The 21,950-nt window shown below is 66.9% G+C and carries 23 protein-coding genes; 15 read left to right on the forward strand and 8 right to left on the reverse strand.

From position 1 onward, the window contains the following. Window positions 1-11: 11 nt before the first annotated feature. The 3 genes from ACZYRS_RS03340 to ACZYRS_RS03350 form a co-directional block, all read right to left on the reverse strand. Complete coding sequence (locus ACZYRS_RS03340; RefSeq protein ID WP_463418118.1) at window positions 12-1,355, reverse strand: serine hydrolase domain-containing protein; 1,344 nt, start codon at window positions 1,353-1,355, stop codon at window positions 12-14. A gap of 154 nt (window positions 1,356-1,509) precedes the next feature. Further along, entirely contained in the window at window positions 1,510-2,325 is an 816-nt protein-coding gene (locus ACZYRS_RS03345) for a crotonase/enoyl-CoA hydratase family protein (protein ID WP_198788689.1), read from the reverse strand. Between the two features lie 34 nt (window positions 2,326-2,359). Beyond that, the gene (locus ACZYRS_RS03350) at window positions 2,360-3,208 is read right to left on the reverse strand and encodes a 3-hydroxybutyryl-CoA dehydrogenase (protein ID WP_463418119.1); all 849 of its coding nucleotides are present in this window, start codon (window positions 3,206-3,208) and stop codon (window positions 2,360-2,362) included. Between the two features lie 198 nt (window positions 3,209-3,406). Here ACZYRS_RS03350 and purT point away from each other — a divergent pair, with 198 nt between their 5' ends. The 10 genes from purT to ACZYRS_RS03400 all read left to right on the forward strand — a co-directional run bounded on the left by purT (window position 3,407) and on the right by ACZYRS_RS03400 (window position 13,947). Then, window positions 3,407-4,621 carry a formate-dependent phosphoribosylglycinamide formyltransferase gene (purT, locus tag ACZYRS_RS03355; RefSeq protein ID WP_463418120.1) on the forward strand — a complete coding sequence of 405 codons (1,215 nt, stop codon included), beginning with the start codon at window positions 3,407-3,409 and terminating at the stop codon, window positions 4,619-4,621. Between the two features lie 185 nt (window positions 4,622-4,806). Continuing rightward, the gene (locus tag ACZYRS_RS03360; protein ID WP_463418121.1) at window positions 4,807-5,748 is read left to right on the forward strand and encodes an alpha/beta hydrolase; all 942 of its coding nucleotides are present in this window, start codon (window positions 4,807-4,809) and stop codon (window positions 5,746-5,748) included. 113 nt (window positions 5,749-5,861) lie between these two features. Further along, window positions 5,862-6,692: a helix-turn-helix domain-containing protein gene (locus ACZYRS_RS03365; RefSeq protein ID WP_463418122.1), complete on the forward strand. Its 831-nt coding sequence runs from the start codon at window positions 5,862-5,864 to the stop codon at window positions 6,690-6,692. Between the two features lie 18 nt (window positions 6,693-6,710). After that, a complete protein-coding gene (locus ACZYRS_RS03370; protein WP_198788684.1) occupies window positions 6,711-7,586 on the forward strand; it encodes a branched-chain amino acid ABC transporter permease in 876 nt (291 codons plus the stop codon). A 6-nt stretch (window positions 7,587-7,592) separates the two neighbouring features. Continuing rightward, a complete protein-coding gene (locus ACZYRS_RS03375) occupies window positions 7,593-8,669 on the forward strand; it encodes a branched-chain amino acid ABC transporter permease (protein ID WP_198788683.1) in 1,077 nt (358 codons plus the stop codon). Continuing rightward, window positions 8,666-9,493 carry an ABC transporter ATP-binding protein gene (locus tag ACZYRS_RS03380; RefSeq protein ID WP_463418123.1) on the forward strand — a complete coding sequence of 276 codons (828 nt, stop codon included), beginning with the start codon at window positions 8,666-8,668 and terminating at the stop codon, window positions 9,491-9,493. The genes ACZYRS_RS03375 and ACZYRS_RS03380 overlap by 4 nt, the downstream gene beginning before the upstream one ends. Next, window positions 9,490-10,263 carry an ABC transporter ATP-binding protein gene (locus ACZYRS_RS03385; RefSeq protein ID WP_463418124.1) on the forward strand — a complete coding sequence of 258 codons (774 nt, stop codon included), beginning with the start codon at window positions 9,490-9,492 and terminating at the stop codon, window positions 10,261-10,263. Before ACZYRS_RS03380 ends, ACZYRS_RS03385 begins: the two co-directional genes overlap by 4 nt. Before the next feature lie 69 nt (window positions 10,264-10,332). Then, entirely contained in the window at window positions 10,333-12,213 is a 1,881-nt protein-coding gene (locus ACZYRS_RS03390) for an AMP-dependent synthetase/ligase (RefSeq protein WP_463418125.1), read from the forward strand. Window positions 12,214-12,258: 45 nt separating this feature from the next. Further along, window positions 12,259-13,422, forward strand: a complete 1,164-nt coding sequence (locus ACZYRS_RS03395) for an ABC transporter substrate-binding protein (protein ID WP_463418126.1) — start codon at window positions 12,259-12,261, stop codon at window positions 13,420-13,422. 63 nt (window positions 13,423-13,485) lie between these two features. Further along, complete coding sequence (locus ACZYRS_RS03400; RefSeq protein WP_463418127.1) at window positions 13,486-13,947, forward strand: EVE domain-containing protein; 462 nt, start codon at window positions 13,486-13,488, stop codon at window positions 13,945-13,947. A gap of 10 nt (window positions 13,948-13,957) precedes the next feature. Here ACZYRS_RS03400 and ACZYRS_RS03405 read toward each other — a convergent pair whose 3' ends face one another. Together ACZYRS_RS03405 and ACZYRS_RS03410 are read right to left on the reverse strand one after the other, a co-directional pair. Then, a complete protein-coding gene (locus ACZYRS_RS03405; protein ID WP_080898413.1) occupies window positions 13,958-14,611 on the reverse strand; it encodes a MarC family protein in 654 nt (217 codons plus the stop codon). A 2-nt stretch (window positions 14,612-14,613) separates the two neighbouring features. Further along, window positions 14,614-15,360, reverse strand: a complete 747-nt coding sequence (locus ACZYRS_RS03410; protein WP_463418128.1) for an SDR family oxidoreductase — start codon at window positions 15,358-15,360, stop codon at window positions 14,614-14,616. A gap of 145 nt (window positions 15,361-15,505) precedes the next feature. Between ACZYRS_RS03410 and ACZYRS_RS03415 the strand changes: the two genes are divergently transcribed. After that, complete coding sequence (locus tag ACZYRS_RS03415) at window positions 15,506-16,105, forward strand: DsbA family protein (RefSeq protein WP_463418129.1); 600 nt, start codon at window positions 15,506-15,508, stop codon at window positions 16,103-16,105. Between the two features lie 43 nt (window positions 16,106-16,148). After that, on the forward strand, window positions 16,149-16,832 hold the full coding sequence (locus ACZYRS_RS03420) for a dienelactone hydrolase family protein (protein WP_463418130.1): 684 nt from the start codon (window positions 16,149-16,151) through the stop codon (window positions 16,830-16,832). 50 nt (window positions 16,833-16,882) lie between these two features. Here the strand turns inward: ACZYRS_RS03420 and ACZYRS_RS03425 are convergent, their stop codons facing one another. Further along, the gene (locus tag ACZYRS_RS03425; protein WP_463418131.1) at window positions 16,883-17,791 is read right to left on the reverse strand and encodes a LysR family transcriptional regulator; all 909 of its coding nucleotides are present in this window, start codon (window positions 17,789-17,791) and stop codon (window positions 16,883-16,885) included. Window positions 17,792-17,899: 108 nt separating this feature from the next. On the opposite strand from ACZYRS_RS03425, the gene ACZYRS_RS03430 reads away from it, so the two are divergent. Together ACZYRS_RS03430 and ACZYRS_RS03435 are read left to right on the forward strand one after the other, a co-directional pair. Next, entirely contained in the window at window positions 17,900-18,238 is a 339-nt protein-coding gene (locus ACZYRS_RS03430; RefSeq protein ID WP_463418132.1) for an alpha/beta hydrolase, read from the forward strand. 221 nt (window positions 18,239-18,459) lie between these two features. After that, window positions 18,460-18,828 (forward strand): DUF4148 domain-containing protein, encoded by a 369-nt coding sequence (locus ACZYRS_RS03435; RefSeq protein ID WP_198788672.1) that lies wholly within the window; start codon window positions 18,460-18,462, stop codon window positions 18,826-18,828. Window positions 18,829-18,907: 79 nt separating this feature from the next. Here ACZYRS_RS03435 and ACZYRS_RS03440 read toward each other — a convergent pair whose 3' ends face one another. Both ACZYRS_RS03440 and hemB read right to left on the reverse strand, forming a co-directional pair. After that, window positions 18,908-20,095, reverse strand: a complete 1,188-nt coding sequence (locus ACZYRS_RS03440) for a magnesium transporter CorA family protein (RefSeq protein WP_463418133.1) — start codon at window positions 20,093-20,095, stop codon at window positions 18,908-18,910. 65 nt (window positions 20,096-20,160) lie between these two features. Next, a complete protein-coding gene (gene hemB, locus ACZYRS_RS03445; protein ID WP_233102058.1) occupies window positions 20,161-21,174 on the reverse strand; it encodes a porphobilinogen synthase in 1,014 nt (337 codons plus the stop codon). A 343-nt stretch (window positions 21,175-21,517) separates the two neighbouring features. Here hemB and ACZYRS_RS03450 point away from each other — a divergent pair, with 343 nt between their 5' ends. Further along, a complete protein-coding gene (locus ACZYRS_RS03450; RefSeq protein ID WP_463418134.1) occupies window positions 21,518-21,946 on the forward strand; it encodes a CopD family protein in 429 nt (142 codons plus the stop codon). Window positions 21,947-21,950: the final 4 nt, after the last annotated feature.

The raw sequence follows: 21,950 nt of genomic DNA on the forward strand, positions 1-21,950 counted from the left end.
CTGAAGACGGATCAGGGGCGCGCGATCAGCGCCTCGGCCACCGCCTGGAACGCCGGCAACGTGAGCGGATCGTTCCCTCCGTTCGCCGCCACCGGGTGCGCGGCATAGCGCACGATCACCATCTCCGCCTTCGGATCGACATAGATGCTCTGGCCGTGGATGCCGCGCGCCATGTACGCGCCATGCGGGTTGTTCGAGACCCACCACATGTCGCGGTACGACCAGCCCGGCAGCAGCGCATAGCCGGCCTTGGCGAACTTGGCAGGGTCGCCGCCGCGCTGGATGTCTTCGACCACGGCCTTCGCGATGGCCTGTTGCCCGTTGGGCGCGCGCCCGCCGTTGCGCATGGTCTCGCCGAAACGCGCGAGGTCGCGCAGCACGGTGTTCAATCCGCCGCCGCCCGACTCGGTGCCGATGCGGTCGACCATGAAGTACGCGTCCTGCTCGGCGCCGATGCGGCGCCAGATCTTCTCGCTCAGGAGGTCGGCCAGCGACTGGTTGCTCGCGCGGCGAAGGATCCACGCGAGCACCTCGGCGTTCACCGTCTTGTAGGCGAAGGCGGTGTCGTGCGCACCTTCTTTCTTGAGCGTCACGAGGAATTCGTAGAACGACTTGGGGCCCGTGTAGTTCGGCCCCTGCGTCAGCATGCCGCCGGCGCGCGCGTAGTCCCAGATTTCGGCCTTCGGGTCGGCGTAGTTTTCCGAGTAGTGCACGCCGATGGTCATGTCCATCACCTGGCGCACGGTGGCGTCGCCGTACGCCGTGTCCTTGAGTTCCGGCAGGTACTTGGTGACCGGCGCCGACGGGTCGAGCTTGCCCTCGTCCGCAAGGATCGCCGCGAGCGTGCCGACGAAGGACTTGGTCACCGACATCGCGATGTGCGGCCGCTCGGGCGTGAGCGCGCCGAAGTACTTCTCGTAGACCACGCGGCCGCGGTGCATCACGAGGATGCCGTCGGTGTAGGTGCGCGGGATCATCTGCGCGAAGGTCACGGTCTCTTCGCTGCCGAGCGGCTTGAACGTGACGGCTTCGATGTCGTTGCGCGGCGCCGAAGGCAGCGGGCTCGCAGCGCCGCTGCCGCGCCACACGTTGGCCGTGGGCACCGTCTCGCGCACGTGCGAGAAGCTCCAGCGCGTGCGCGGAAACACGCCGCCCACCGGGTTGTCGAAGGTGATCTGCTTGTCGGGCGGGGGCGGAAAGCCCTTCATCCAGCCGAGCGCGTCGACCGAGGTGGCCGCGGGGTCGGGCAGCGCGGCGGGCGCGGGCGTCTGTGCAATGGAGGTGTTCACGGCGAGCAGGGTGAAGGCGGCGGCGACCGCCGTGCGTTGAAAGACAACAAAACGAAAGAATGGCATGCAATGGGCTCCGGTGAAAAAACGGGATTCATGCAACTGGCGAGATTCAGTCGGGAGGCACCGCAGAACCGGCTTTGCCGGGCTGCAGGTGTCGCCCCCGGTAGGGGGAAGGAGAAGCGACACGAAGTGCGCGAAGCCTGGGGGCGAGCTTTGCCTATCGACCGCTGAAACGCGCGGGACGCCGCTCGACGAAGGAGCGCACGCCTTCGGCCGCGTCCTCGCTGTTGGAGAGGCGCTTTTGCGTCTCGATGAATTCCGCGACGGCCGCGAGCGGCCCGTGCTCGATGGCCTTGATCACGTTGAGGCGCGTGGCCACCACCGCGAGCGGCGCCTGCGCCGCGATGCGCTGCGCAATGGCCAGCGCCGCATCGAGCTCCTGCCCGGCCGGCACCACCTTCTGCACGAAGTGGAGGCGATAGGCCTCGGCACTGTCGAACTCGTCGGCCGTGAGCAGGTGCAGCATCGCATTGCCCACGCCCGCGCGCTCGGCCATGCGCAGCGTGGCGCCGCCCGTGGCCATGATGCCGCGCTGCACTTCCATCTGCGAGAAGCGGCAGTTGTCGGCCGCCACCACGATGTCCGCGCCCAGCATCAGCTCGATGCCGACCGTGAAGCAGATGCCCTTGACGGCCACCACCATCGGCTTGGTGCGGCGGCGGTAGTCGGGCAGGCCGAAGTCGTGCGGCTCCACGAGGCCGGCGGGAATCGCCTTCTCGCCGCGCTTCATGTACTCGGTGACCGCGGGCAGATCCAGGCCCGCCGTGAAGTGGTCGCCGAAGGCATGCAGCACGCCCACGCGCAGGTCCGGGTCGTCGTCAAGGCGCGTGTAGGCCTCTGCGAGCTGCTTGAACATCGGCGGCGTCCAGCCGTTGCGCTTGGCCGGGCGGTTGATGCCGATCAAGAGCACGTGGCCGAGCACCTGGGTGTCGATGCAGCCTTCTGCGGGCGGGGTGGTGGGCGTGGCGGTCATGGCGTTTGTCTCCTTGTTTTTATGGAACGCCGGCTCAGTACACGTACACGCCGCGGCCGGTCTTGCGGCCCAGCTGGCCGGCCGCGACCATTTCCTTCAACAGCGGGCAGGGGCGGTACTTGGAGTCGCCGAACTGATCGAGGTAGACCTCCATCACGGCCAGGCACACGTCCAGGCCGATCATGTCCGCGAGTGCCAGCGGGCCGATGGGCTGGTTGCAGCCCAGCTTCATGCCGGCATCGATGTCCTCGGCCGTCGCGATGCCCTCGGACAGCACGAAGAAAGCCTCGTTGATCATCGGCACCAGGATGCGGTTGACCACGAAGCCCGGCGCGTTCTTCACCGTGATCGGCGACTTGCCCAGCTTCTCGGCCAGCGCCTTCACGGCGTCGTGCGTGGCATCGCTCGTGAGGTAGCCGCGGATCAGTTCCACCAGCGCCATCATCGGCACCGGGTTGAAGAAGTGCATGCCGATGAAGCGGTCGGGGCGCGAGGTAGCGGCCGCCAGTTGCGTGATCGAGATCGACGAGGTGTTCGACGCGACGATCACCTCGGGGGCGAGCAGCTCGTCGACTTGCTTGAGGATCTTGAGCTTGAGCGCGTGGTTCTCGGTGGCGGCCTCGATGACGAGTTGCGCGCCCTTCAGGTCGTCGTAGTTGGTCGAGCCCTTGATCAGCGCGAGCGCGGCGCTCTTCTGCTCTGCAGTGAGCTTTTCCTTCTTGATGAGCCGGTCGAGGCTGCCCGAGATGGTGGCGATGCCCTTGTCGACGGCGGCCTGCGCCACATCGATCATCACCACGTTGACGCCGGACACCGCGCAGGCCTGCGCAATGCCATTGCCCATCGTTCCGGCGCCGATGATGCCGACGGTCTGGATCGTCATGAGAAAACTCCTTGGAAGTACAAAAAACGGGAAGGGGGAGCGGGTGGGGCGCAGGGCGGCCACCGCAGGAAAACATCGATTGTGAAGCAGCCCCGCGGGCGCGCCGTTACCGCACGCGACACCGGCGCCCCACCGGTGGCTTACAGTGCGGCGGTTGCTGTTTCTTCTCTCTTTTTCTCTCTCTTTTCGACTTCGACCATGACCACCCTCGGCACCCCCCTTTCTCCCTCCGCCACCCGCGTGATGCTGCTCGGCTCCGGCGAACTCGGCAAGGAGGTGCTGATCGCCCTGCAGCGCCTGGGCGTCGAGACCATCGCGGTGGACCGCTACGAGAACGCGCCCGGCCAGCAGGTGGCCCACCACGCGCGCACCATCACCATGAGCGACCCGGCGCAATTGAAGGCGCTGATCGAGGCCGAGAAGCCCATGCTCGTGGTGCCCGAGATCGAGGCCATCGCCACGCAAACGCTGCAGGAACTGGAAGACGCGGGCGTCGTGCGCGTGATTCCCACGGCCCGCGCCGCCCGCCTCACGATGGACCGCGAAGGCATCCGCCGCCTGGCCGCCGAGACGCTGGGCGTGCCCACCAGCCCCTACAAGTTCTGCGACTCGCTGGCCGAGTTGCAGGCGGCCATCGACGGCGTGGATGGAAAAGGAATTGGCTACCCCTGCATCGTCAAGCCCGTGATGAGCAGCTCCGGCAAGGGCCAGAGCAAGATCGACGGCCCCGCCGACGTGCAGAAGGCCTGGGACTACGCCATGGCCGGCGGCCGCGTGAGCCATGGCCGCGTGATCGTCGAGGGCTTCATCGACTTCGACTACGAGATCACGCTCCTGACCGTGCGCGCGAAGGACGCGGCCGGCGGGGTGGAGACGAAGTTCTGCGACCCCATCGGCCACGTGCAGGTGAGCGGCGACTATGTGGAAAGCTGGCAGCCGCACCCCATGGCACCGGCCGCGCTGCAGAAGGCGCAACAGATCGCAGAGGCCGTGACGGCCGACCTGGGCGGCCAGGGCCTCTTCGGCGTGGAGCTGTTCGTCAAGGGCGACGAGGTCTGGTTCAGCGAGGTGAGCCCGCGCCCGCACGACACCGGCATGGTCACCATGGCCACGCAATGGCAGAACGAGTTCGAGCTGCACGCGCGCGCCATCCTCGGCCTGCCGGTCGATACCTCGCTCAAGAGCCCGGGCGCGAGCGCGGTGATCTATGGCGGCGTGGACGCCACCGGCATCGCCTTCGACGGCGTGGCCGAGGCGCTGCAGGTGCCCGGCAGCGACATCCGCCTGTTCGGCAAGCCCGAGAGCTTTCTCAAGCGCCGCATGGGCGTGGCGCTGGTGCATGCGGCCGACACCGACACGGCGCGCAAGCTCGCCAAAGAGGCCGCCTCGCGCGTCAAACCGCGCAAGGGCTGATCCTCCTCTCTCCTTGTTGAAGCGCACGCGACAGCCGTAGCCAGTTTTCGCAAGCCGCGCCGCAAGGGCGCGGGCATGGTTGCGGGTCTTGCCGGGAGGCCGAGGTGAAGGGGCGGGTGCATGCGGATACCGCGCATGCGCGATGCGCTCCACACTGGGCGCCCGCTCGATCCACCGGAGACACCATGCTGCATCCCCAGGCGCGCGCCTTGCTCGACTTCATCGAGGCGCGCGGCATTCCGCCGACCCACACCCTCTCGCCCGCCGATGCGCGCGCCTTCTACCGCGAGCGCCGCGCCGCGACGCAGCCACTGCCCGCGGAAGTGGCCGAGGTGCGCGACCTCGCGGCGGATGGCCCCAACGGCACCATCCCGGTGCGGCTCTACAGGCCGCTGGGTTCGGGCGCCGGCCCGCTGCCGGTGCTGGTGTACTACCACGGGGGTGGCTGGGTTATCGGCGACCTCGACACGCACGACGTGCTGTGCCGGGAGCTGGCCAACGGCGCGGGCTGCGCGGTGGTCGCGGTCGACTACCGCATGGGCCCCGAGCACCGCTTTCCCGTCGCCGTGGACGACGTGCTGGCCGCCACGCGCTGGGTGCGCCGCGAAGCCGCGACGCTGGGGCTCGACGCGAGCCGCCTGGCGGTGGGCGGCGACAGCGCGGGCGGCAATCTCGCGGCCGTGGTGGCGATGGCCGCACGCGATGCCGGCGACCTGCCCATCGCCTTCCAGCTGCTGATTTACCCGGCCACCGACATGCGTCGCGGCCACCCGTCGCACCAGGCGAACGGGCAGGGGTACCTGCTGACGCGCGACACGATGACGTACTTCCACGACCACTACATCACCGACGCGAAGCACGACCTGGACTGGCGCGCCTCGCCGCTCCTGCACACCGACCTGTCGAGGCTGCCGCCCGCGCTCGTGATCACCGCCGGCTACGACCCGCTGCGCGATGAGGGCCTCGCGTATGCGGAGGCGCTCACCGCCGCCGGCAACCGCGCGAACTACGTGTGCTTCGAGCGGCAGATCCATGGCTTCATCACCATGGGCAAGGTGCTCGATGAGGCCAACACGGCCGTCGCGCTTTGCGCCACCGAGTTGCATCGCGCGTTCGCGCAAGCCTAGGGAAAGTCCCCGCGCAAATGCATGCCGCGCAGCAGGGTTGCGCCGCTACGATCCAGCCAACACGAGGCCGCTCAGCGCTGGGCAGGCCGGACCCGATGCAGGAGACAAACACCATGCAGCGAGCAAGGAATGCGCCCCCGGAAAACGGTGGCGCACGGCAGGGCGAACGCCTCATGTGGCTCACGCCGCAGCGCGTGTTCTACGCCGGCCTGCTCGGTGCGGCGGCCGAGCGCACGATGGGCGGGCACGGCGTGTACGTGTCGCCCGCGGGCGTACCGCCGATCCGCATCCGCATCGGTGGCGGCGCCTGGCAGGCGGGCGAACTCATCGTGGTGCCGCCGCAGGTGCCGCACCATGTCGAGAGCCCGCACCCGCTCATCTTCAACCTGCTGGTCGAATCGGAATCGGTCGATCCCGCGCGCATGCCTGCCTTCATGCAGCACTGCGGCCCGGTCGATGCGCCGGCGTTCGTCCAGCGCGTGCGCGCTGCCCATGCGCACCTGCTCGCCGCCTCGGGGCGCGGCATCGATTTCGACGGCTTCGATTTCGATGCGCTTCTCTTCGGCGGGGCGCTCGCGCCGCGCGTGCTCGATGCGCGCATCCGCCGCGTCATCGACGCGCTCGTGGCCGACCCGGCCGCGCCTACTTCGGCCGAAGACTGCGCGGCCTCGGTGCACCTGTCGTTCTCGCGCTTCCTGCATCTCTTCAAGCAGGAAACCGGCATGGCGTTTCGCGCCTTCCGCGCCTGGAAGCGCGCGCGCAGCCTGCTGCGCTACGTGCGCCAGACCACCACGCTCACCGACATCGCGCTCGACACCGGCTACCCCGACTCGACGCACTTCAGCCATTCGATCCGCCAGGTCTACGGGCTCAAACCCAGCGACATCCTGGCCGGCTCGCGCCGCCTCGCGCTGCACGACGCGGCCGGCGGCTTCAGGCAGTAGGCGAGAGACGGGCGCCCCATGCAGATCCTCCAACTCCTGCTGTCGGGCATTGCGCAAGGGTGCATCTACGGGCTGATCGCGCTCGGGTTCGTGCTGATCTACAAGGCCACCGAAACCGTGAGCTTCGCGCAGGGCGACCTGATGATGCTCGGCGCCTTCGGCGCGTTCGCGGGCATGTCGCTCTTCGGCATGCCGTTCTGGCTTGCGGCGATCCTGGCGGTGGTGGCGATGGCCGCCTTCGGCGTGCTGCTGGAGCTGGCGGTGATCCGCCCGATCCTGGGGCAGCCGCAGTTCTCCATCGTGATGCTGACCATCGGCATCGCGTATGTGGCGCGCGGCCTCATCACCATGGTGCCGGGCATCGGCACCGAGACCCACACGCTGCCCGTGCCCTACAAGGACCAGATCTGGAAGCTGGGCGAGCTCGTGGTCAACCTGGAGCAGCTGGCGATCATCGTCGCCACGGCCATCCTGTGCGCGCTGCTGTTCGCGATGTTCCGCTACAGCAAGCTGGGCATCGCGATGCAGGCCTCCTCGCAGAACCAGCTGGCGGCCTACTACATGGGCATTCCGGTGAAGCGGCTCAACGGGCTGGTGTGGGGGCTCGCGGCCGCGGTCGCGGCCATCGCGGGCATGCTGCTCGCGCCCATCACCTTCGTGCACGCGAACATGGGCTTCATCGGGCTGAAGGCCTTTCCGGCGGCGGTGGTGGGCGGCTTCGGCAGCCTGCCGGGCGCGATCGTCGGCGGGCTGGTGATCGGCATCGTCGAATCGTTCGCGGGGTTCTATCTGCCCGATGGCTTCAAGGACACGGCGCCCTACATCGTGGTGCTGCTGATGCTCATGATCAAGCCCAACGGTCTCTTCGGCGAAAAGCTGCGCAAGAAAGTCTGAACGTTCATGCGCTTCATCTTCAAGACCAGCTACGACCAGGACATCCGCCTCGCGCGGCACGGCGGCCATGTGTTCTGGTACGGCCTACTCGTCGCGTTCCTCATCGCCGCGCCGTGGGTGATCGAGGAGTACTGGCTCGCGCAGCTGACCTTCGTGCTGATCTACGGCATCGTTGGCCTGGGCTTGATGCTGCTGGCGGGCTTCACGGGGCAGTTCTCCATCGGGCACGCGGCATTCCTCGGCACGGGCGCCTACACGCAGGGCGTGCTGACCAACATGGGCGTGCCGTTCCCGCTCGCGCTGCTCGCGGCCGCGGCGTTGTCGGCGGCGGTGGGTGTGGTGGTCGCCTTGCCGGCGCTGCGCGTGAAGGGCATCTACCTGGGCATCGCGACGCTGTCGTTCGGCTTCATCGTCGAGGAAGTGTTCGCGCGGTGGGAGAGCGTCACGGGCGGCAACGCGGGGCTGCATGTGAAGTCGCCGCAGCTCTTCGGCTGGTCGCTGGGCTCGGGCGACGGCTTCTATTTTTTGTGCCTGGTGGTGGCGGTGCTCAGCACGCTGGGCATCCTCAACCTGCTGCGCTCGCCCACGGGCCGCGCCTTCGTCGCGATTCGCGATTCGGAGATCTCGGCGCAGAGCATGGGCATCCACCTCGCGCGCTACAAGACGATGTCGTTCGCGATCTCGGCCGCGCTCGCGGGGCTGGGCGGCGCGCTGTACGCGCACAAGCTGAGCTTCATATCGCCGGACCAGTTCAACATCCTGCAGTCGATCGACCTCTTGCTGATGGTGGTGATCGGCGGCCTGGGCTCGGTGCACGGCGCGTTCCTCGGCGCGATCTTCCTGATCGCGATGCCGCAGCTCATCTCGATGGGCAAGGACTGGCTGCCGGCCGTGATCGGCCAGGCGCCCGGCCTGCAGGGGCTGGTGTACGGCGTGGTGCTGATCACGTTCGTGCTGTTCGAGCCGCTGGGGCTCTACGGCCGGTGGCTCAAGGTCAGGACGTACCTGCAACTCTTTCCGTTCTACCGCAAGGGCCTCTTCAAGCGGCAGAAGTCGTTCACCAAATCGGACCGGCTGAGATGACGACGGGCAACGGCGACATCCTCCTTTCGGCGAAGGACCTGAGCGTGCGCTTCGGCGGCGTGCTCGCGGTCAACAAGGTGAGCTTCGACGTGCGGCGCGGCGAGGTGTTCACGCTGATCGGACCGAACGGCGCGGGCAAGACGACGGTGTTCAACCTCATCAGCCGCATCTACACGCCGACGACCGGCGAGATCACATGGCATGGCGCCGCAGCCGGCCCGCTCGCGCTGACGCAGCAGGCGCCGCATGCGATCGCGGCGCTGGGCATTGCGCGCACCTTCCAGAACATCGAGCTCTTCGAGCATGCGACCGTGCTGCACAACCTCCTGATCGGCCGTCACACGCACCGGCAGACGGGCTTCTGGCGCGAGGTGTTCTTCACGCCCGCCACGCGGCGCGCCGAGATCGCGGCGCGCGAGAAGGCCGAGCAGGTGATCGAGCTGCTCGACCTGCAGCATCACCGTGACTCGATGGTGGCGGGCCTGCCCTACGGCGTGCGCAAGGTGGTGGAGCTCGCGCGCGCGCTGTGCACCGAGCCCAAGCTGCTGCTGCTCGACGAGCCGTCGTCAGGCCTCAATGTCGAGGAGACGGCGGACATGGCGTTCTGGATCCAGGACATCCAGCACGAGCTGGGCGTCTCGGTGCTGATGGTCGAGCACGACATGTCGCTGGTCTCGAAGGTGTCCGACCGCGTGCTCGCGATGAACCAGGGCGAGGTGCTCGCGACCGGTACGCCGCGCGAGGTGCAGGCGGACGCGCGCGTCATCGAGGCATACCTCGGCACGGTGGACGACGTGAGCAGCTTGCGGAGGGTGGCGGCATGAGCGACGTCGTACTCCAGCTGCTGAACGTGGAAAGCGCCTACGGCCCGATCAAGGCCATCCGCGGCGTGAGCCTGAAGGTCAGGCAGGGCGAGATCGCCACGGTGCTCGGCTCGAACGGCGCGGGCAAGACGACGATCCTGAAGACCATCTCCGGCATCATCGATCCGCGCAAGGGCAGCATCGAGTTCCAGGGCAAGGACATCACCGCCAAGGACCCCGCCTTCATCGTGCAGCAGGGCCTGAGCCACGTGCCCGAAGGCCGCGAGGTGTTCCCGCTGCTCTCGGTGAAGGACAACCTGCTGATGGGCGCCTACACCCGCAAGGACCGCGACGGCGTCGCGCGGGACATGGAGACGGTCTACACGTACTTTCCCATCTTGCGCGAGCGCGCCACGCAGGACGCGGGGCTGCTCTCGGGCGGGCAGCAGCAGATGCTCGCGATCTCGCGCGCCATCATGGCCGCGCCGCATCTCATTCTTCTCGACGAGCCGAGCCTGGGCCTGAGCCCCAAGCTCACGAAGGAGATCTTCGAGATCGTGGTGCGCATCAACCGCGAGCGCGGCACCACCATTCTCCTGGTCGAGCAGAACGCCAACATGGCGCTCAACGCCGCCGACCACGGCTACGTGCTGGAGAACGGCCGCATCGTCATGGAGGACGCTTGCGACCGGTTGCGCGAGAAGGAGGACATCAAGGAGTTCTACCTCGGCGTGAAGGACGACGGCGTGCGCGGCGAGCGGCGCTGGAAAAAGAAGAAGAACTGGAGATGAGGCCATGAGCGCAGCGCCGGGCCGCCCCAAGCAAGCTCGCACCGCAGTGCGAAGCACGAAGGTTTTCGAATGAGCACTGTCGCACTGCGCGCTCCTGCCGGTCTCTGGGACCTGGCGCATCTTCAACCCCGGCTCGATGTCGTGGTGCCCGGCGACACGATTCCCGCGGTGTTCTGGAAGGCCGTGGAGATGCGCGGCGACAAGGTGTGGATGCGGCAGAAGGAGTTCGGCATCTGGCGCACCTGGACCTGGCGGCAGACCGCCCAGGCCGTGCGCGAGATCGCGGGCGGGCTGCTGGCGCTGGGCTTCGGGCATGGCGAGTGCGCATCGATCCTTTCCAACACCGTCATCGAATGGGTGCTGTGCGACGTGGCCGTGCTCAGCTGCGGGGGCGTCTCGAACGGCATCTACCCGACCGATGCGGCCTCGCAGGTCACCTACCTCTGCGAAGACTCGCGCACCACCGTGCTCTTCGTGGAGGACGACGAGCAACTGGACAAGGCGCTCGAAGTGCGCGCGCAATTGCCGCTCTTGCGCAAGGTGATCGTGTTCGACATGGAAGGCCTGCGCGACCTGGACGACCCCGGCGTCATCAGCCTCGATGCGCTGTGCACCATGGGCCGCGACCATCTCGCCGCCAACCCGCAGGCACTGGATCGGCGCATCGCCGCCTGCCGCGCCGAAGACCTCGCGATCCTCGTCTACACCTCCGGCACCACCGGCAAGCCCAAGGGCGCGATGCACAGCCACCACGGGCTGGTCTACACCATGCGCGGCTACAACACGCTGCTCGCGCAGGGCGAGACGGACGAGCGCATGTGCTTCCTGCCGCTGTGCCACATCGCCGAGCGCATGGGCGGCGAATACTTCGCGATGTACACCGGCTCGATCCTCAACTTCGTGGAGAACCCGGAGACGGTGCCCGAGAACGTGCGCGAGATCTCGCCCACGGTGTTCACGGCCGTGCCGCGCGTGTGGGAGAAGTTCTATTCGGGCGTGATGATCTCGCTGAAGGAGGCGAGCCGACTGCAGCAGGCTGCCTATGGCTGGAGCATCGGCGTGGGCCAGCAGATCGCCGAGCGCGTGCTGCAGGGCAAGCCCATCGGCGCGGGGCTGCGCCTGAAGTTCCGCATCGCGCGCTGGCTCGCGCTCAACAACGTGCGCAAGCTCATCGGTATTCACCGCGCGCGCTTTCTCGTGACGGGCGCGGCGCCCATTTCGCCCGAGCTCGTGCGCTGGTACCTCGCGCTGGGCGTGCCGATGCTGGAGGTGTGGGGCATGACCGAGTCGTGCGGCGCCTCCACGGGCGTGCCGCCGTCGCGCATCGCGCCGGGCTCCATCGGCCCGGCCACCAGCTACAACGAGGTGCGGCTGGACCCCGCGACCGGGGAGATCCTGGTGCGCGGCCCGAATGTCTTCATGGGGTACCTCAACCTGCCGGAGAAGACGGCCGAGACCATCGACGCCGACGGCTGGCTGCACACCGGCGACGTCGGGCTGGTGGACGCGGAAGGGTATTTCCGCATCACCGACCGCATGAAGGACATCATCATCACGGCAGGTGGAAAGAACATCACGCCGAGCGAGCTGGAGAACGAACTCAAGTTCAGCCCCTACGTCACCGATGCGGTGGTGATCGGCGACAAGAAACCCTACCTGACGGTGATCGTGATGATCGATCAGGAGAACGTCGAGAAGTTTGCGCAGGACAACGATGTGCCGTTCAGCAACTACGAGAGCCTCACGCGCGCGCAGGAGGTGCTGGACCTCATTCAGGGCGAGGTCGACCGCGTCAACGCGAAGTTCGCGCGCGTGGAGCAGATCAAGAAGTTCTTCCTGCTCGAGACGCAGCTGAGCGCCGAGGACGAGGAGCTCACGCCGACGATGAAGCTCAAGCGCAAGCTGGTGCAGACGAAATACGCCGAGCGCATCGAGGCCATGTACCGCTGACCGGTGGTCGAAACGTTTTTAGTGTCAACCCGAGGAGACAACCGCATGAAGCTCAAGACAGTGACGACTCTGGCCGTGCTGGGCCTGATCGCGACGCTCGCGTCCGCGCAGCAGCAGGGCGTGAGCAAGGACGAGATCCGGATCGGCACGATCCAGGACCTGTCGGGTCCGCTCGCGGGCTTCGGCAAGCAGGCGCGCAACGGCATGCAGCTGCGCGTGGACGAGCTCAACGAGCAGGGCACCCTCAACGGACGCAAGCTCAAGCTCTTCGTGGAGGACTCGGGCTACGACCCGAAGAAGGCGGTGCTGGCCGCGCAAAAGCTGGTGAACCAGGAAAAGATCTTCATCATGGCCGGCCACATCGGCACGGCGCAGAACATGGCGGCGATGCCGGTGCAGTTCGACAAGAACATCGTGAACTACATGCCGATCACCGCGGCGCGCGAGATGTACGAACCACTGAACCGGCTGAAGTACTCGTTCGCGGCCACCTACTACGACCAGATCCGCCTGGCGCTGCCCAAGATGATCAAGGACAAGGGCGCCAAGAAGGTCTGCACGATCTACCAGGACGACGAGTTCGGGCTCGAGGTGCAGCGCGGTGCCGAGGCGGGGCTGAAGGCCGCGAACATGGAGTTGACCGAGAAGACCTCGTTCAAACGCGGCGCGACGGACTTCAGCTCGCAGGTCGCGAAGATGAAGGCGGCCAACTGCGACCTCGTGGTGCTGGGCACGATCATCCGCGAGACCATCGGCACGGTGGGCGAATCGCGCAAGACCGGCTTCAACCCGACCTTCATCGGCTCCAGCGCGGCGTACACCGACCTCATCCACAAGCTGGGCGGCAAGGCGATGGACGGCGTGTACGCCACGATGACGGTGCAGAACCCCTACACCGACGAGCAGTCGCAGCCGCTGCGCTTCTGGGCCAACAAGTACAAGACCAAGTTCAACGAAGACCCGACGGTGTTCTCGGTGTACGGCTACGTGATCATCGATTCGTTCATCAAGGCGGCGACCAAGGCCGGCCCGAACCTGACGACCGACAGCTTCATCAAGGCGATGGACAGCATGACCTTCGAGCCTGACATGTTCGGCAGCCCCAAGAGCAACTACACCGCCACCAAGCGGCTGGGCAACGAGCAGTCGCGGCTGTCGCAGATCAAGGATGGCAAGTGGGTCGTCGTCTCTGACTACGTGACGCCGTAGGCCATCGCGCAGCATCGGGGCGAGCGGCTATATTCCGCGAAAACACATCTTCGCGAGAACGCCATGCCCCAGTACTGGTTGATGAAATCCGAGCCCGACGAAGTCTCCATCGACGACGCGCTCGCCGCGCCCGATGCCACCGTGGCGTGGACCGGTGTGCGCAACTACCAGGCGCGCAACTTCATGCGCGATGGCATGAAGGTGGGCGACGGCGTGCTGTTCTATCACTCGAGCTGCCCGGAGCCGGGCATTGCAGGCATCGCGCGCGTGGCCTCGGCCATCAAGCCCGATCCGACGCAGTTCGATGCGAAGTCGCCGTACTACGACGCAGGCGCGAAGAAGGACGATCCGCGCTGGCTGCTGGTGGACGTGCAGGCGGTGCGCAAGACCCGGTTGCTGGCGCTGCCCGAGCTGCGCGCCAGGCCCGAGCTGGCCGAGCTCGTCGTGCTGCGCAAGGGCAACCGGCTGTCGATCACGCCGGTGGAGCCTGCGCACTGGAAGGTCATCGAGAAGATGCTGGCCTGAGCTTTCGCGTTCAAGCGACTTTCGACAGGATCGGGAACAGCTTGCCGAGCCCGTCGGCCATCACCTCGACGGCGAGCGCCGCGAGGATCAGGCCCATCAGCCGCGTCATGATGTTGATGCCCGTCTTGCCCAGCACGCGCGCGATCGGCTGCGCGAGCGAGAAGGCCAGCGCCGTGGCCAGCGCCACCACCACGCCGTAGCCCACCAGCACCGCGAGCTCCCACAGGTGCTGCGCCTTGTCGGCGTAGATCACCACGGTGGAAATCGTGGCGGGCCCCGTCAGCAACGGAATCGTGAGCGGCACCACCGCGATGGAGGCGCCCATCGAGGCCTTCACCTCGGTGGCGCGCAGCTCCTCGACGTTGGTCTTGCTCTCGGCCGGCTTGGCGTTGAGCATCGAGAGCGAACTCATGAGGAGCAGCAGGCCGCCGCCCACCTGGAAGCTCGCGATCGAGATGCCGAAGAACGACAGCAGCTGCAACCCGAGCAGCGCGCTGACCGCGATGACCACGAACGCGCTGAAGGCCGACATGCGCACCGTGTGGCGGCGCTGCGCGTCGCTGTAGCCTTGCGTGTAGTGGATGAAGAAAGGCACGATGGCCAGCGGGTTGACGATGGCCACCAGCGTGACCAGCGGCTTGATGAGGTCCATCGAGGTGCTCATGGCTACCTTCCTCCGGTCACGTCGAGGAGCGCCATGGTGGTGTAGCTCGCCTCGGCCGACAGCAGCCAGAGGATGGCGCCGGCGATTTCCTCGGGGCTGCCGGTGCGCTTCATCGGCACGGTGGGGGCGAGTTCGAAGGCGCGGTCGGGCATGCCGCCCGAGGCGTGGATCTCGGTGTCGATGAGGCCCGGGCGCACCGCGTTGACGCGGATGCCTTCGTCGGCCACTTCCTTGGCCAGGCCGATGGTGAGCGTGTCGATGGCCGCCTTGCTGGCCGCGTAGTCCACGTACTGGCCCGGCGAGCCCAGGCGCGCGGCGCCGCTGGAGATGTTGACGATGGCGCCGCCCTCGCCGCCGTGCTTCGTGCTCATGCGGCGCACGGCCTCGCGCGCGCAGACGAAGCTGCCGATCACGTTGATGCGGAACATGCGCTCCAGCCGCGCGACGCTCATTTCGTCGACGCGCGCCTGCACGTCGACCACGCCGGCGTTGTTGACCAGGGCGGTGAGGCGGCCGAGCTTGGTGTCGACCTTCTGGAACATCGCGAGCACCTGGGCTTCGTCGCCCACATCGGCCTGCACGGCGATGGCGGTGCCGCCGCCGGCGCGGATGGCGCGCACCACCTCGTCGGCCGCCAGCGAGTTGCTCGCGTAGTTGACGGCCACCGCGTAGCCGCGTTGCGCGGCGAGCAGGGCGGTGGCGGCGCCGATGCCGCGTCCGCCGCCGGTGATGAGTAGCACTGGATTCAAAACCTACCTCCTGCAGAGAAACCGGGTGTCAGTTAAAACCGTCGGCTTGGATTACATCATTCGAGGACCGGCGCATGAGCATGAGCGCCGTGCCGGGCCGCCCCAAGCAAGCTCGTACCGCAGTGCGAAGCACGGAGGTTATTGAATGCACAAGACGATTGACTACTACTTTGCGCCCCAGAGCCCGTGGACCTATCTGGGTCATACCCGATTCGCGGAGATCGCGGCCGCCGCAGGCGCCACGGTGCGCGTGAGGCCGATCGACATGGGGAGCGTGTTCCCCGTGTCCGGCGGGCTGCCGCTGGGCAAGCGGGCGCCGCAGCGGCAGGCGTACCGGCTGGTGGAAATGGCGCGGTTCTCGCGGCACCTGGGCCTGCCGATGAACACCAAGCCCAAGTTCTTTCCGGTGGCCAGCGACGACGCGGCGCGGATCATCATCGCGGCCGATATCCACGACGGCACCGAGGCCGCGATGCGCGTCTGCGCGGCGGTGTTCGCGGCGGTGTGGGTGCAGGAGCGCAACATCGGCGATCCGAACGTGCTCGAAGCGCTGGTCGTCGAATGCGGCCTGCCGGCCAAGCGCTCGGAGCAATCGCAAAGCCAGGCGGTGCAGGAGCGCTACGAGGCCTACACGCAGGAGGCCATCGACATCCAGGTGTTCGGTGCGCCGAGCTACGTGATCGATGGCGAGATTTTCTGGGGGCAGGACCGGCTCGATTTCGTCGAGCGGGCGTTGCGCCAGTGACGACAACCTTCTTTATTCAACCGCTATCAGGAGCATGACGACCATGGGCCAATTCATCGATCTCAAAGCCAAGGACGGCTTCACCTTTCCCGCCTACGTGGCCGAGCCCGCAGGCAAGCCGCGCGGCGCGGTGGTCGTGGTGCAGGAAATCTTCGGCGTGAACTCGCACATCCGCTCGGTGGCCGACGGCTATGCGGCCGAGGGGTATCTCGCGGTCGCGCCGGCGACCTTCCAGCGCGTGAAGCCGGGCGTGGAGCTCGGCTACAGCGACGAGGACATGAAGGAGGGCTCCGCCCTGAAGGCCGCGGCCGAGGCGCTGCCCGCGCCCGGCGTGCTGCAGGACATCGAGGCAGCCATCGCCTATGCATCGAAGGCCGGCAAGGTCGGCATCGTGGGTTACTGCTGGGGCGGGTTGCTGGTCTGGCGCGCGGCCAGCCTGCTGCCGGGCCTGGCAGCCGCGGCGCCGTACTACGGCGGCGGCATGACCTCGCCCCAGGAAACCGCGCGCCAGCCCAAGGTGCCGGTGCTCGCGCACTTCGGCAACCAGGACCACTGGATTCCGCTGGACACCATCGAGAGCTTCAAGAAGGCGCATCCCGAGGTGGAGGTGCATGTCTACCCGGTGGGCCACGGCTTCAACTGCGACCAGCGCGGCTCGTATGACGCGGACGCGGCCAAGCTGGCACGCGAACGCACGCTCGCGTTCTTCGCGAAGCACGTCGGCTGACCTGCCGGTCGGCGCAACAAAAAGCCCGGGTCACGCCGGGCTTTTTTATGTCACGGCTTGCGCTTGAGGCCCGGTCCGTCGCCCACGCGGGTCTGCAGGAAATCGAGCAGCGCGCGCAGCGCGGCGCTGTTGTGGCGCCGCTGCAGGTAGGCGGCCGAGAGCCACATGTCCTTGCGCGTGTAGTCCTGCAGTACCGGCACCAGTTCGCCGTGCTCGATGTGCGACTGCACCAGGATCGAGGGCAGGTAGATCACGCCGAAGCCGCGCATCGCCACCCGGATCAGCGGCGCGCCTTCGGTGCAGTCCATGCGGCTCTTGACGTGCACGTCCAGCGGCTCGCCGCCATCGTCGAAGCGCCACACCGGCTGCGCGCCGAGGAGCGAATGGGTGAGCGCCTCGTGGCCGGCCAGGTCGCGCGGGTGCTCGGGAATGCCGTGCTTCTTCCAGTAGATCGGCGAGGCGCAAACCACCATCTCCATGAGCCGCAGTTTGCGCACGATGAGGTTGGCGTCTTCGACCGGGCCGCTCCGGATGTCGACGTCGATGCCCTCTTCGGCGAGATCGACCGTGCGGTTGGTCAGCTGCAGGCTGATGCTCACGTCGGGGTAATAGCGCATGAAGTCGGCCAGCAGGTTGGGAAACTCGCCGTTGCCCATGCCGTGGGGCGCCGAAATGCGCAGGCGCCCGGCCGGCTGGCTGGCGCGATCCTGCAGTTCGGCCTGGGTGAGCTCCACCATTTCGAGCACCGGGGTGCTGCGATCGAGCAGCAACTGCCCGGCGTCGGTGAGGCTCACGGAGCGCGTGGAACGGTTCAGGAGCCGCACGCCGAAGCGGGTTTCGAGCTCGGCCACGTATTTGCTGACAGTGGCCTTCGACATGTCCAGCTTCTTGGCCGCCTGCGAAAAGCTGCCGTGCGAGGCGACCTCGCGGAAGGTTCTGATCAGATCGAGACTGTCCATGTCAAAGAGCCCATTGTTTCCGTTCGGGGAACGCGGTGGTTCGATTCTCCGGCGTTTTTCCGAAGCGACCTGCGTCACACTCGGTCCACGCGCCGAAGGAGCCGAACCATGAACACCTCGAACATCATCGCCGTTGCCGCCCTGTCGATCCTGACCGCCGCCGGCGCGCACGCACAGGGTTTCGAGCCGGTGCAGCCGCTGAAGATCGCCGGAAGCCGTGCGCAGGTGGATGCCGAAGCGGCCGCCGCCGCGCGCCGCGGCAATGTGTACGGCGACGTGGTGGCAGCGCCGCTGACCACGCGGCCGAGCCTGCTGGATCGCGCCTCGGTGCGCGCGCAGGCCGTGGCCGCCGCCCATTCGCCGAACCAGAACGTGGACCGCCGGGCCTTCGCGAACAGCGAGCTGCCGCCGCAGTTCGAAAAGAGCCCGCAGCGACCGGACCGCTGAGCCCTCGGCAGCCCTCGGGTCTTCAAAAGGCTGGGTCCGCGCGAGCGGCTCCGGCCTTTTTGCCTTGTGCATGCCAATGTGTCGGCATTGTTTCAATAGAGGAAACACCGTGTCTCTGATCCGAGCGTTTTCGATAGGGAATTTCGTCTGAAACTCGCCGCACAGGCAAGCGACCGAGCAAGCCTGGTGGACCAACCATCCGACGAACACAAGGAATTGACATGAAGACCTCGCACATCCTCGCCGCCGCTGCTCTGACCCTCCTGGCCGCTACCGGCGCCCAAGCTGAAACCTACCAAGGCGTGAACACCGCCGTCTCGACCAAGAGCCGCGACGACGTCAACGCCGAAGCCGTGCGCACCGCAGCGGCTCCGAACCAGAACGTGACCCGCGGTTCGCGCGGCCCGGAAACGGTCGCCGTGTCCAAGGACCGCGCCATCGTCGAAGCCGAAGCCGTTCGCACCGCCTACGCTCCCGACCAGAACGTGACCTCGGGTTCGCGCGTCAACAGCAAGGTCGTCTCGACCATGACCCACCCGATGGACGCACGCGTTCAAGCCCAGCAAGGCACGGGCGCTACCGCCAAGTAAAGAACCCGCCCCTCGGGGCAGTTCAGCAAAAAGGCCACGCGAAAGCGTGGCCTTTTTCGTTGGGCAGGCGGTTATCGCGTCATCTCGTTCGCGCGAGGTAGCGCTTGCGCCAGAAGACCAGCACCAGCAGCACCGCGATGACCAGCATGGCGGACATCGCAATCCAGAAGCCGTCGGCCTTGTGCACCAGCGGAATGAATTCGAAGTTCATGCCGAAGATCCCCGCGATCAGGTTCAGCGGCAGGAAGATCGCGGTCAGCACCGTGAGCACCCGCATGATGTCGTTCGCGCGGTGGCCCTGGACGCTGAAGTGCATCTGCACGGCCGTCTCGGCGTTCTGCTCGAGCCGGTGCACGTGGTGAACCACCCGCTCGATGTGCTCCAGCACGTCGCGGCTGCGGATCATGATCAGCTCCCGCTCGCGCTGTTCGGCCTCGCCCTTGGGCGGCGGCAGGGTTTCCAGCGAGTCGATCCAGTCCTGCATGGCGGCGCGCTGGTCCTCGCAGATCTCGTCCAGGTGGTGCAGCGACTGCCGCGCCTCCATCAGCGCCCCCCAATTGGTGAACCGGCTGCGCGGATCGATCAGTTCGGTCTGCCAGTGATCGAGCTGCTTGGTGAGCTCGCGCCTGAGGTCCAGGTAGCCGTCCACGATCTGGTTGATGACGCGCAGCATCAGGTCCGAGGGCCCTGTGGGCACGCGCGTGGAGGTCGCGCGCACGTCCAGCGCCGGGGCGCCGCGGTCATCGGACGACCCGGCGGCCAACAGCCGTGCGGCGAAGGCGTCGCGCACGGCGCCGTCTTCGGGATGCACCGACAGCAGCACCCGGTCGAACACCGCGAAACCCACCGGCCGGGTGTCGACGCGGCGCAGCACGGGCGGCCCGCCGCGGGGCTTGGAACTGGTAGCGGGTGTGGCGGGCGTGGCGGGAATTGGCGGCGCCTCGTTGCCATTGCCCTTCCCGTTGCCCAGCGCCGCCTGTCCCTGGCTGGTCGCCAGGCGCCGGAACACCAGCACGTCGTACTGCGAGGTGTAGTCGTAGTGCGAGGGCAACTGGTCGTTGAGCAGGTCGGCCACGTGCAGGTCCACCAACTGGGTCTGGCAGAGCGTCTGGAGGATCTGCTGGACCTCGGCCAGCGAGGCGCGAAATTCCTCGCGCGTGAGCGAAATCCAGAGATAGCCGCTGGCGGCGCACGCGCCCGGCACGGCCAGCGGCGTGAGCGCCGGATGCTCGCTGACCTGCGAGCGGTTGATTTCGAAGATGCGCATCGCCCCGCCTTGGTTTTCTTGTCTTTCTGCCCGGGTCGCCCATGTGCAGTGGGCCTGGGTAGCTATTATTTTTGTAGCAGCCGCGCGGCGTCGAGCGCGAAGTAGGTGAGCACGCCATCGGCGCCGGCCCGCTTGAAGGCCAGCAGGCTTTCCAGCACCACGGCGTCGTGGTCGAGCCAGCCGTTCTGGGCGGCGGCCTTGAGCATCGCGTATTCGCCGCTCACCTGGTAGGCGAAGGTCGGCACGTGGAATTCGTCCTTTACGCGGCGCACGATGTCCAGGTACGGCATGCCGGGCTTGACCATCACCATGTCGGCGCCTTCGGCGATGTCCAGGGCCACCTCGCGCAGCGCCTCATCGCTATTGCCCGGGTCCATCTGGTAGACCTTTTTGTTGCTCTTGCCGAGCGTGGCGGCCGAGCCGACGGCGTCGCGGAACGGGCCGTAGAAGGCGCTGGCGTACTTGGCGCTGTAGGCCATGATGCGCGTGTGAATGTCGCCTCGGGCTTCGAGCGCCGCGCGGATGGCGCCGATGCGGCCGTCCATCATGTCGCTGGGCGCCACAATGTCCACGCCCGCTTGCGATTGTGTGAGTGCCTGCTTCACGAGCACTTCGACGGTGGTGTCGTTGACGATGTAGCCGCTGTCGTCGAGCAGGCCGTCCTGCCCGTGGCTGGTGTAGGGGTCGAGCGCCACGTCGGTCATCACGCCCAGTTCGGGGAAGCGCGACTTGAGGGCGGCGACCACGCGTGGGATCAGCCCGTCGGGGTTGAAAGCCTCGTCGCCGGCCGGCGTCTTGAGGCTCGCGTCGATCACCGGAAACAGCGCCATCACCGGGATGCCAGCCGCCACGCATTGCTCGGCTACCGGCAGCAGCAGGTCCAGGCTCAGGCGCTCCACGCCGGGCATCGAGGCGACGGCATCGCGCCGTTTTTCGCCTTCCTGCACGAACACCGGGTAGATCAGGTCATTGACCGTCAACGTGTTTTCCCGCACCAGGTTGCGGGTGAAGGTGTCCCGGCGAAGGCGTCGCGGACGGCCGGCGGGGTACATGGCGAGAGGGGAGGAGGGGCGCGTCATAATCCCGAAAATTGTGCCTGAAGCATTCCATCGCCGTGTTGTCGCCTGCGGGACAGGTTGTCTGACAACTACGGGAATTCGTAGCTATAAAGTTCTAAATAAATAGTTATGAATCACAAAGAAAGTGCCTTGGTCGCTTGAAACCTTGTTTCGTCTTTGTTAAATTCTGAAGCGGGCGGCTTGCCGCTCCCCGCTTTTCCTCCCTGAGCGGGTGCCTTGATGTGTGACAGCAAAAGGGCTTCCCAGCCCGACGTGAAGACGTCGGGCTTTTTTTTGTCCGGGGCTTACCGGGCGTCAGGAGACGACCCTGCGTGACAGTGCGGTGGACCACTAAACTGCCGCCATGCTCTGGGTCAAATCTCTCCACATCGTCTTCATCGCAAGCTGGTTCGCCGGGCTCTTCTACCTGCCGCGGATCTTCGTCAATCTCGCGATGGTGCCGCCGGAGTCGGTCGCCGAGCGCGAACGCCTGCTGCTCATGGCGCGCAAGCTGATGCGGTTCACCACTTTCCTGGCCGTCCCGGCGCTGGGCTTCGGCCTCTGGCTCTGGCTGGGCTACGGCATCGGCCGCGGGCCGGGCAACGGCTGGATGCATGCCAAGCTGGCGCTGGTGCTGGTGGCCATCGGCTATCACCATGGCTGCGGCGTGCTGCTGCGGCGTTTTGCGGCGGGTGGCAACCAGCGCAGCGATCGCTGGTACCGCTGGTTCAACGAACTGCCGGTGCTGCTGCTGCTGGGCATCGTGATCCTGGTCGTCGTGAAGCCCTTCTGAGCCC

The organism is Variovorax sp. AC194, assembly GCF_979257995.1.

Excerpts from the sequence above, each read along its gene's own strand:
- ACZYRS_RS03360 (WP_463418121.1), top strand. The coding sequence starts at position 4,807 with ATGCTGCATCCCCAGGCGCGCGCCTTGCTCGACTTCATCGAGGCGCGC.
- ACZYRS_RS03365 (WP_463418122.1), top strand. The coding sequence starts at position 5,862 with ATGCAGCGAGCAAGGAATGCGCCCCCGGAAAACGGTGGCGCACGGCAG.
- ACZYRS_RS03340 (WP_463418118.1), bottom strand. The coding sequence starts at position 1,355 with ATGCCATTCTTTCGTTTTGTTGTCTTTCAACGCACGGCGGTCGCCGCC.
- ACZYRS_RS03370 (WP_198788684.1), top strand. The coding sequence starts at position 6,711 with ATGCAGATCCTCCAACTCCTGCTGTCGGGCATTGCGCAAGGGTGCATC.
- hemB (WP_233102058.1), bottom strand. The coding sequence starts at position 21,174 with ATGACGCGCCCCTCCTCCCCTCTCGCCATGTACCCCGCCGGCCGTCCG.
- ACZYRS_RS03420 (WP_463418130.1), top strand. The coding sequence starts at position 16,149 with ATGGGCCAATTCATCGATCTCAAAGCCAAGGACGGCTTCACCTTTCCC.
- ACZYRS_RS03425 (WP_463418131.1), bottom strand. The coding sequence starts at position 17,791 with ATGGACAGTCTCGATCTGATCAGAACCTTCCGCGAGGTCGCCTCGCAC.
- ACZYRS_RS03440 (WP_463418133.1), bottom strand. The coding sequence starts at position 20,095 with ATGCGCATCTTCGAAATCAACCGCTCGCAGGTCAGCGAGCATCCGGCG.
- ACZYRS_RS03395 (WP_463418126.1), top strand. The coding sequence starts at position 12,259 with ATGAAGCTCAAGACAGTGACGACTCTGGCCGTGCTGGGCCTGATCGCG.
- purT (WP_463418120.1), top strand. The coding sequence starts at position 3,407 with ATGACCACCCTCGGCACCCCCCTTTCTCCCTCCGCCACCCGCGTGATG.
- ACZYRS_RS03380 (WP_463418123.1), top strand. The coding sequence starts at position 8,666 with ATGACGACGGGCAACGGCGACATCCTCCTTTCGGCGAAGGACCTGAGC.
- ACZYRS_RS03385 (WP_463418124.1), top strand. The coding sequence starts at position 9,490 with ATGAGCGACGTCGTACTCCAGCTGCTGAACGTGGAAAGCGCCTACGGC.
- ACZYRS_RS03350 (WP_463418119.1), bottom strand. The coding sequence starts at position 3,208 with ATGACGATCCAGACCGTCGGCATCATCGGCGCCGGAACGATGGGCAAT.
- ACZYRS_RS03430 (WP_463418132.1), top strand. The coding sequence starts at position 17,900 with ATGAACACCTCGAACATCATCGCCGTTGCCGCCCTGTCGATCCTGACC.
- ACZYRS_RS03390 (WP_463418125.1), top strand. The coding sequence starts at position 10,333 with ATGAGCACTGTCGCACTGCGCGCTCCTGCCGGTCTCTGGGACCTGGCG.
- ACZYRS_RS03345 (WP_198788689.1), bottom strand. The coding sequence starts at position 2,325 with ATGACCGCCACGCCCACCACCCCGCCCGCAGAAGGCTGCATCGACACC.
- ACZYRS_RS03415 (WP_463418129.1), top strand. The coding sequence starts at position 15,506 with ATGCACAAGACGATTGACTACTACTTTGCGCCCCAGAGCCCGTGGACC.
- ACZYRS_RS03405 (WP_080898413.1), bottom strand. The coding sequence starts at position 14,611 with ATGAGCACCTCGATGGACCTCATCAAGCCGCTGGTCACGCTGGTGGCC.
- ACZYRS_RS03450 (WP_463418134.1), top strand. The coding sequence starts at position 21,518 with ATGCTCTGGGTCAAATCTCTCCACATCGTCTTCATCGCAAGCTGGTTC.
- ACZYRS_RS03400 (WP_463418127.1), top strand. The coding sequence starts at position 13,486 with ATGCCCCAGTACTGGTTGATGAAATCCGAGCCCGACGAAGTCTCCATC.
- ACZYRS_RS03375 (WP_198788683.1), top strand. The coding sequence starts at position 7,593 with ATGCGCTTCATCTTCAAGACCAGCTACGACCAGGACATCCGCCTCGCG.
- ACZYRS_RS03435 (WP_198788672.1), top strand. The coding sequence starts at position 18,460 with ATGAAGACCTCGCACATCCTCGCCGCCGCTGCTCTGACCCTCCTGGCC.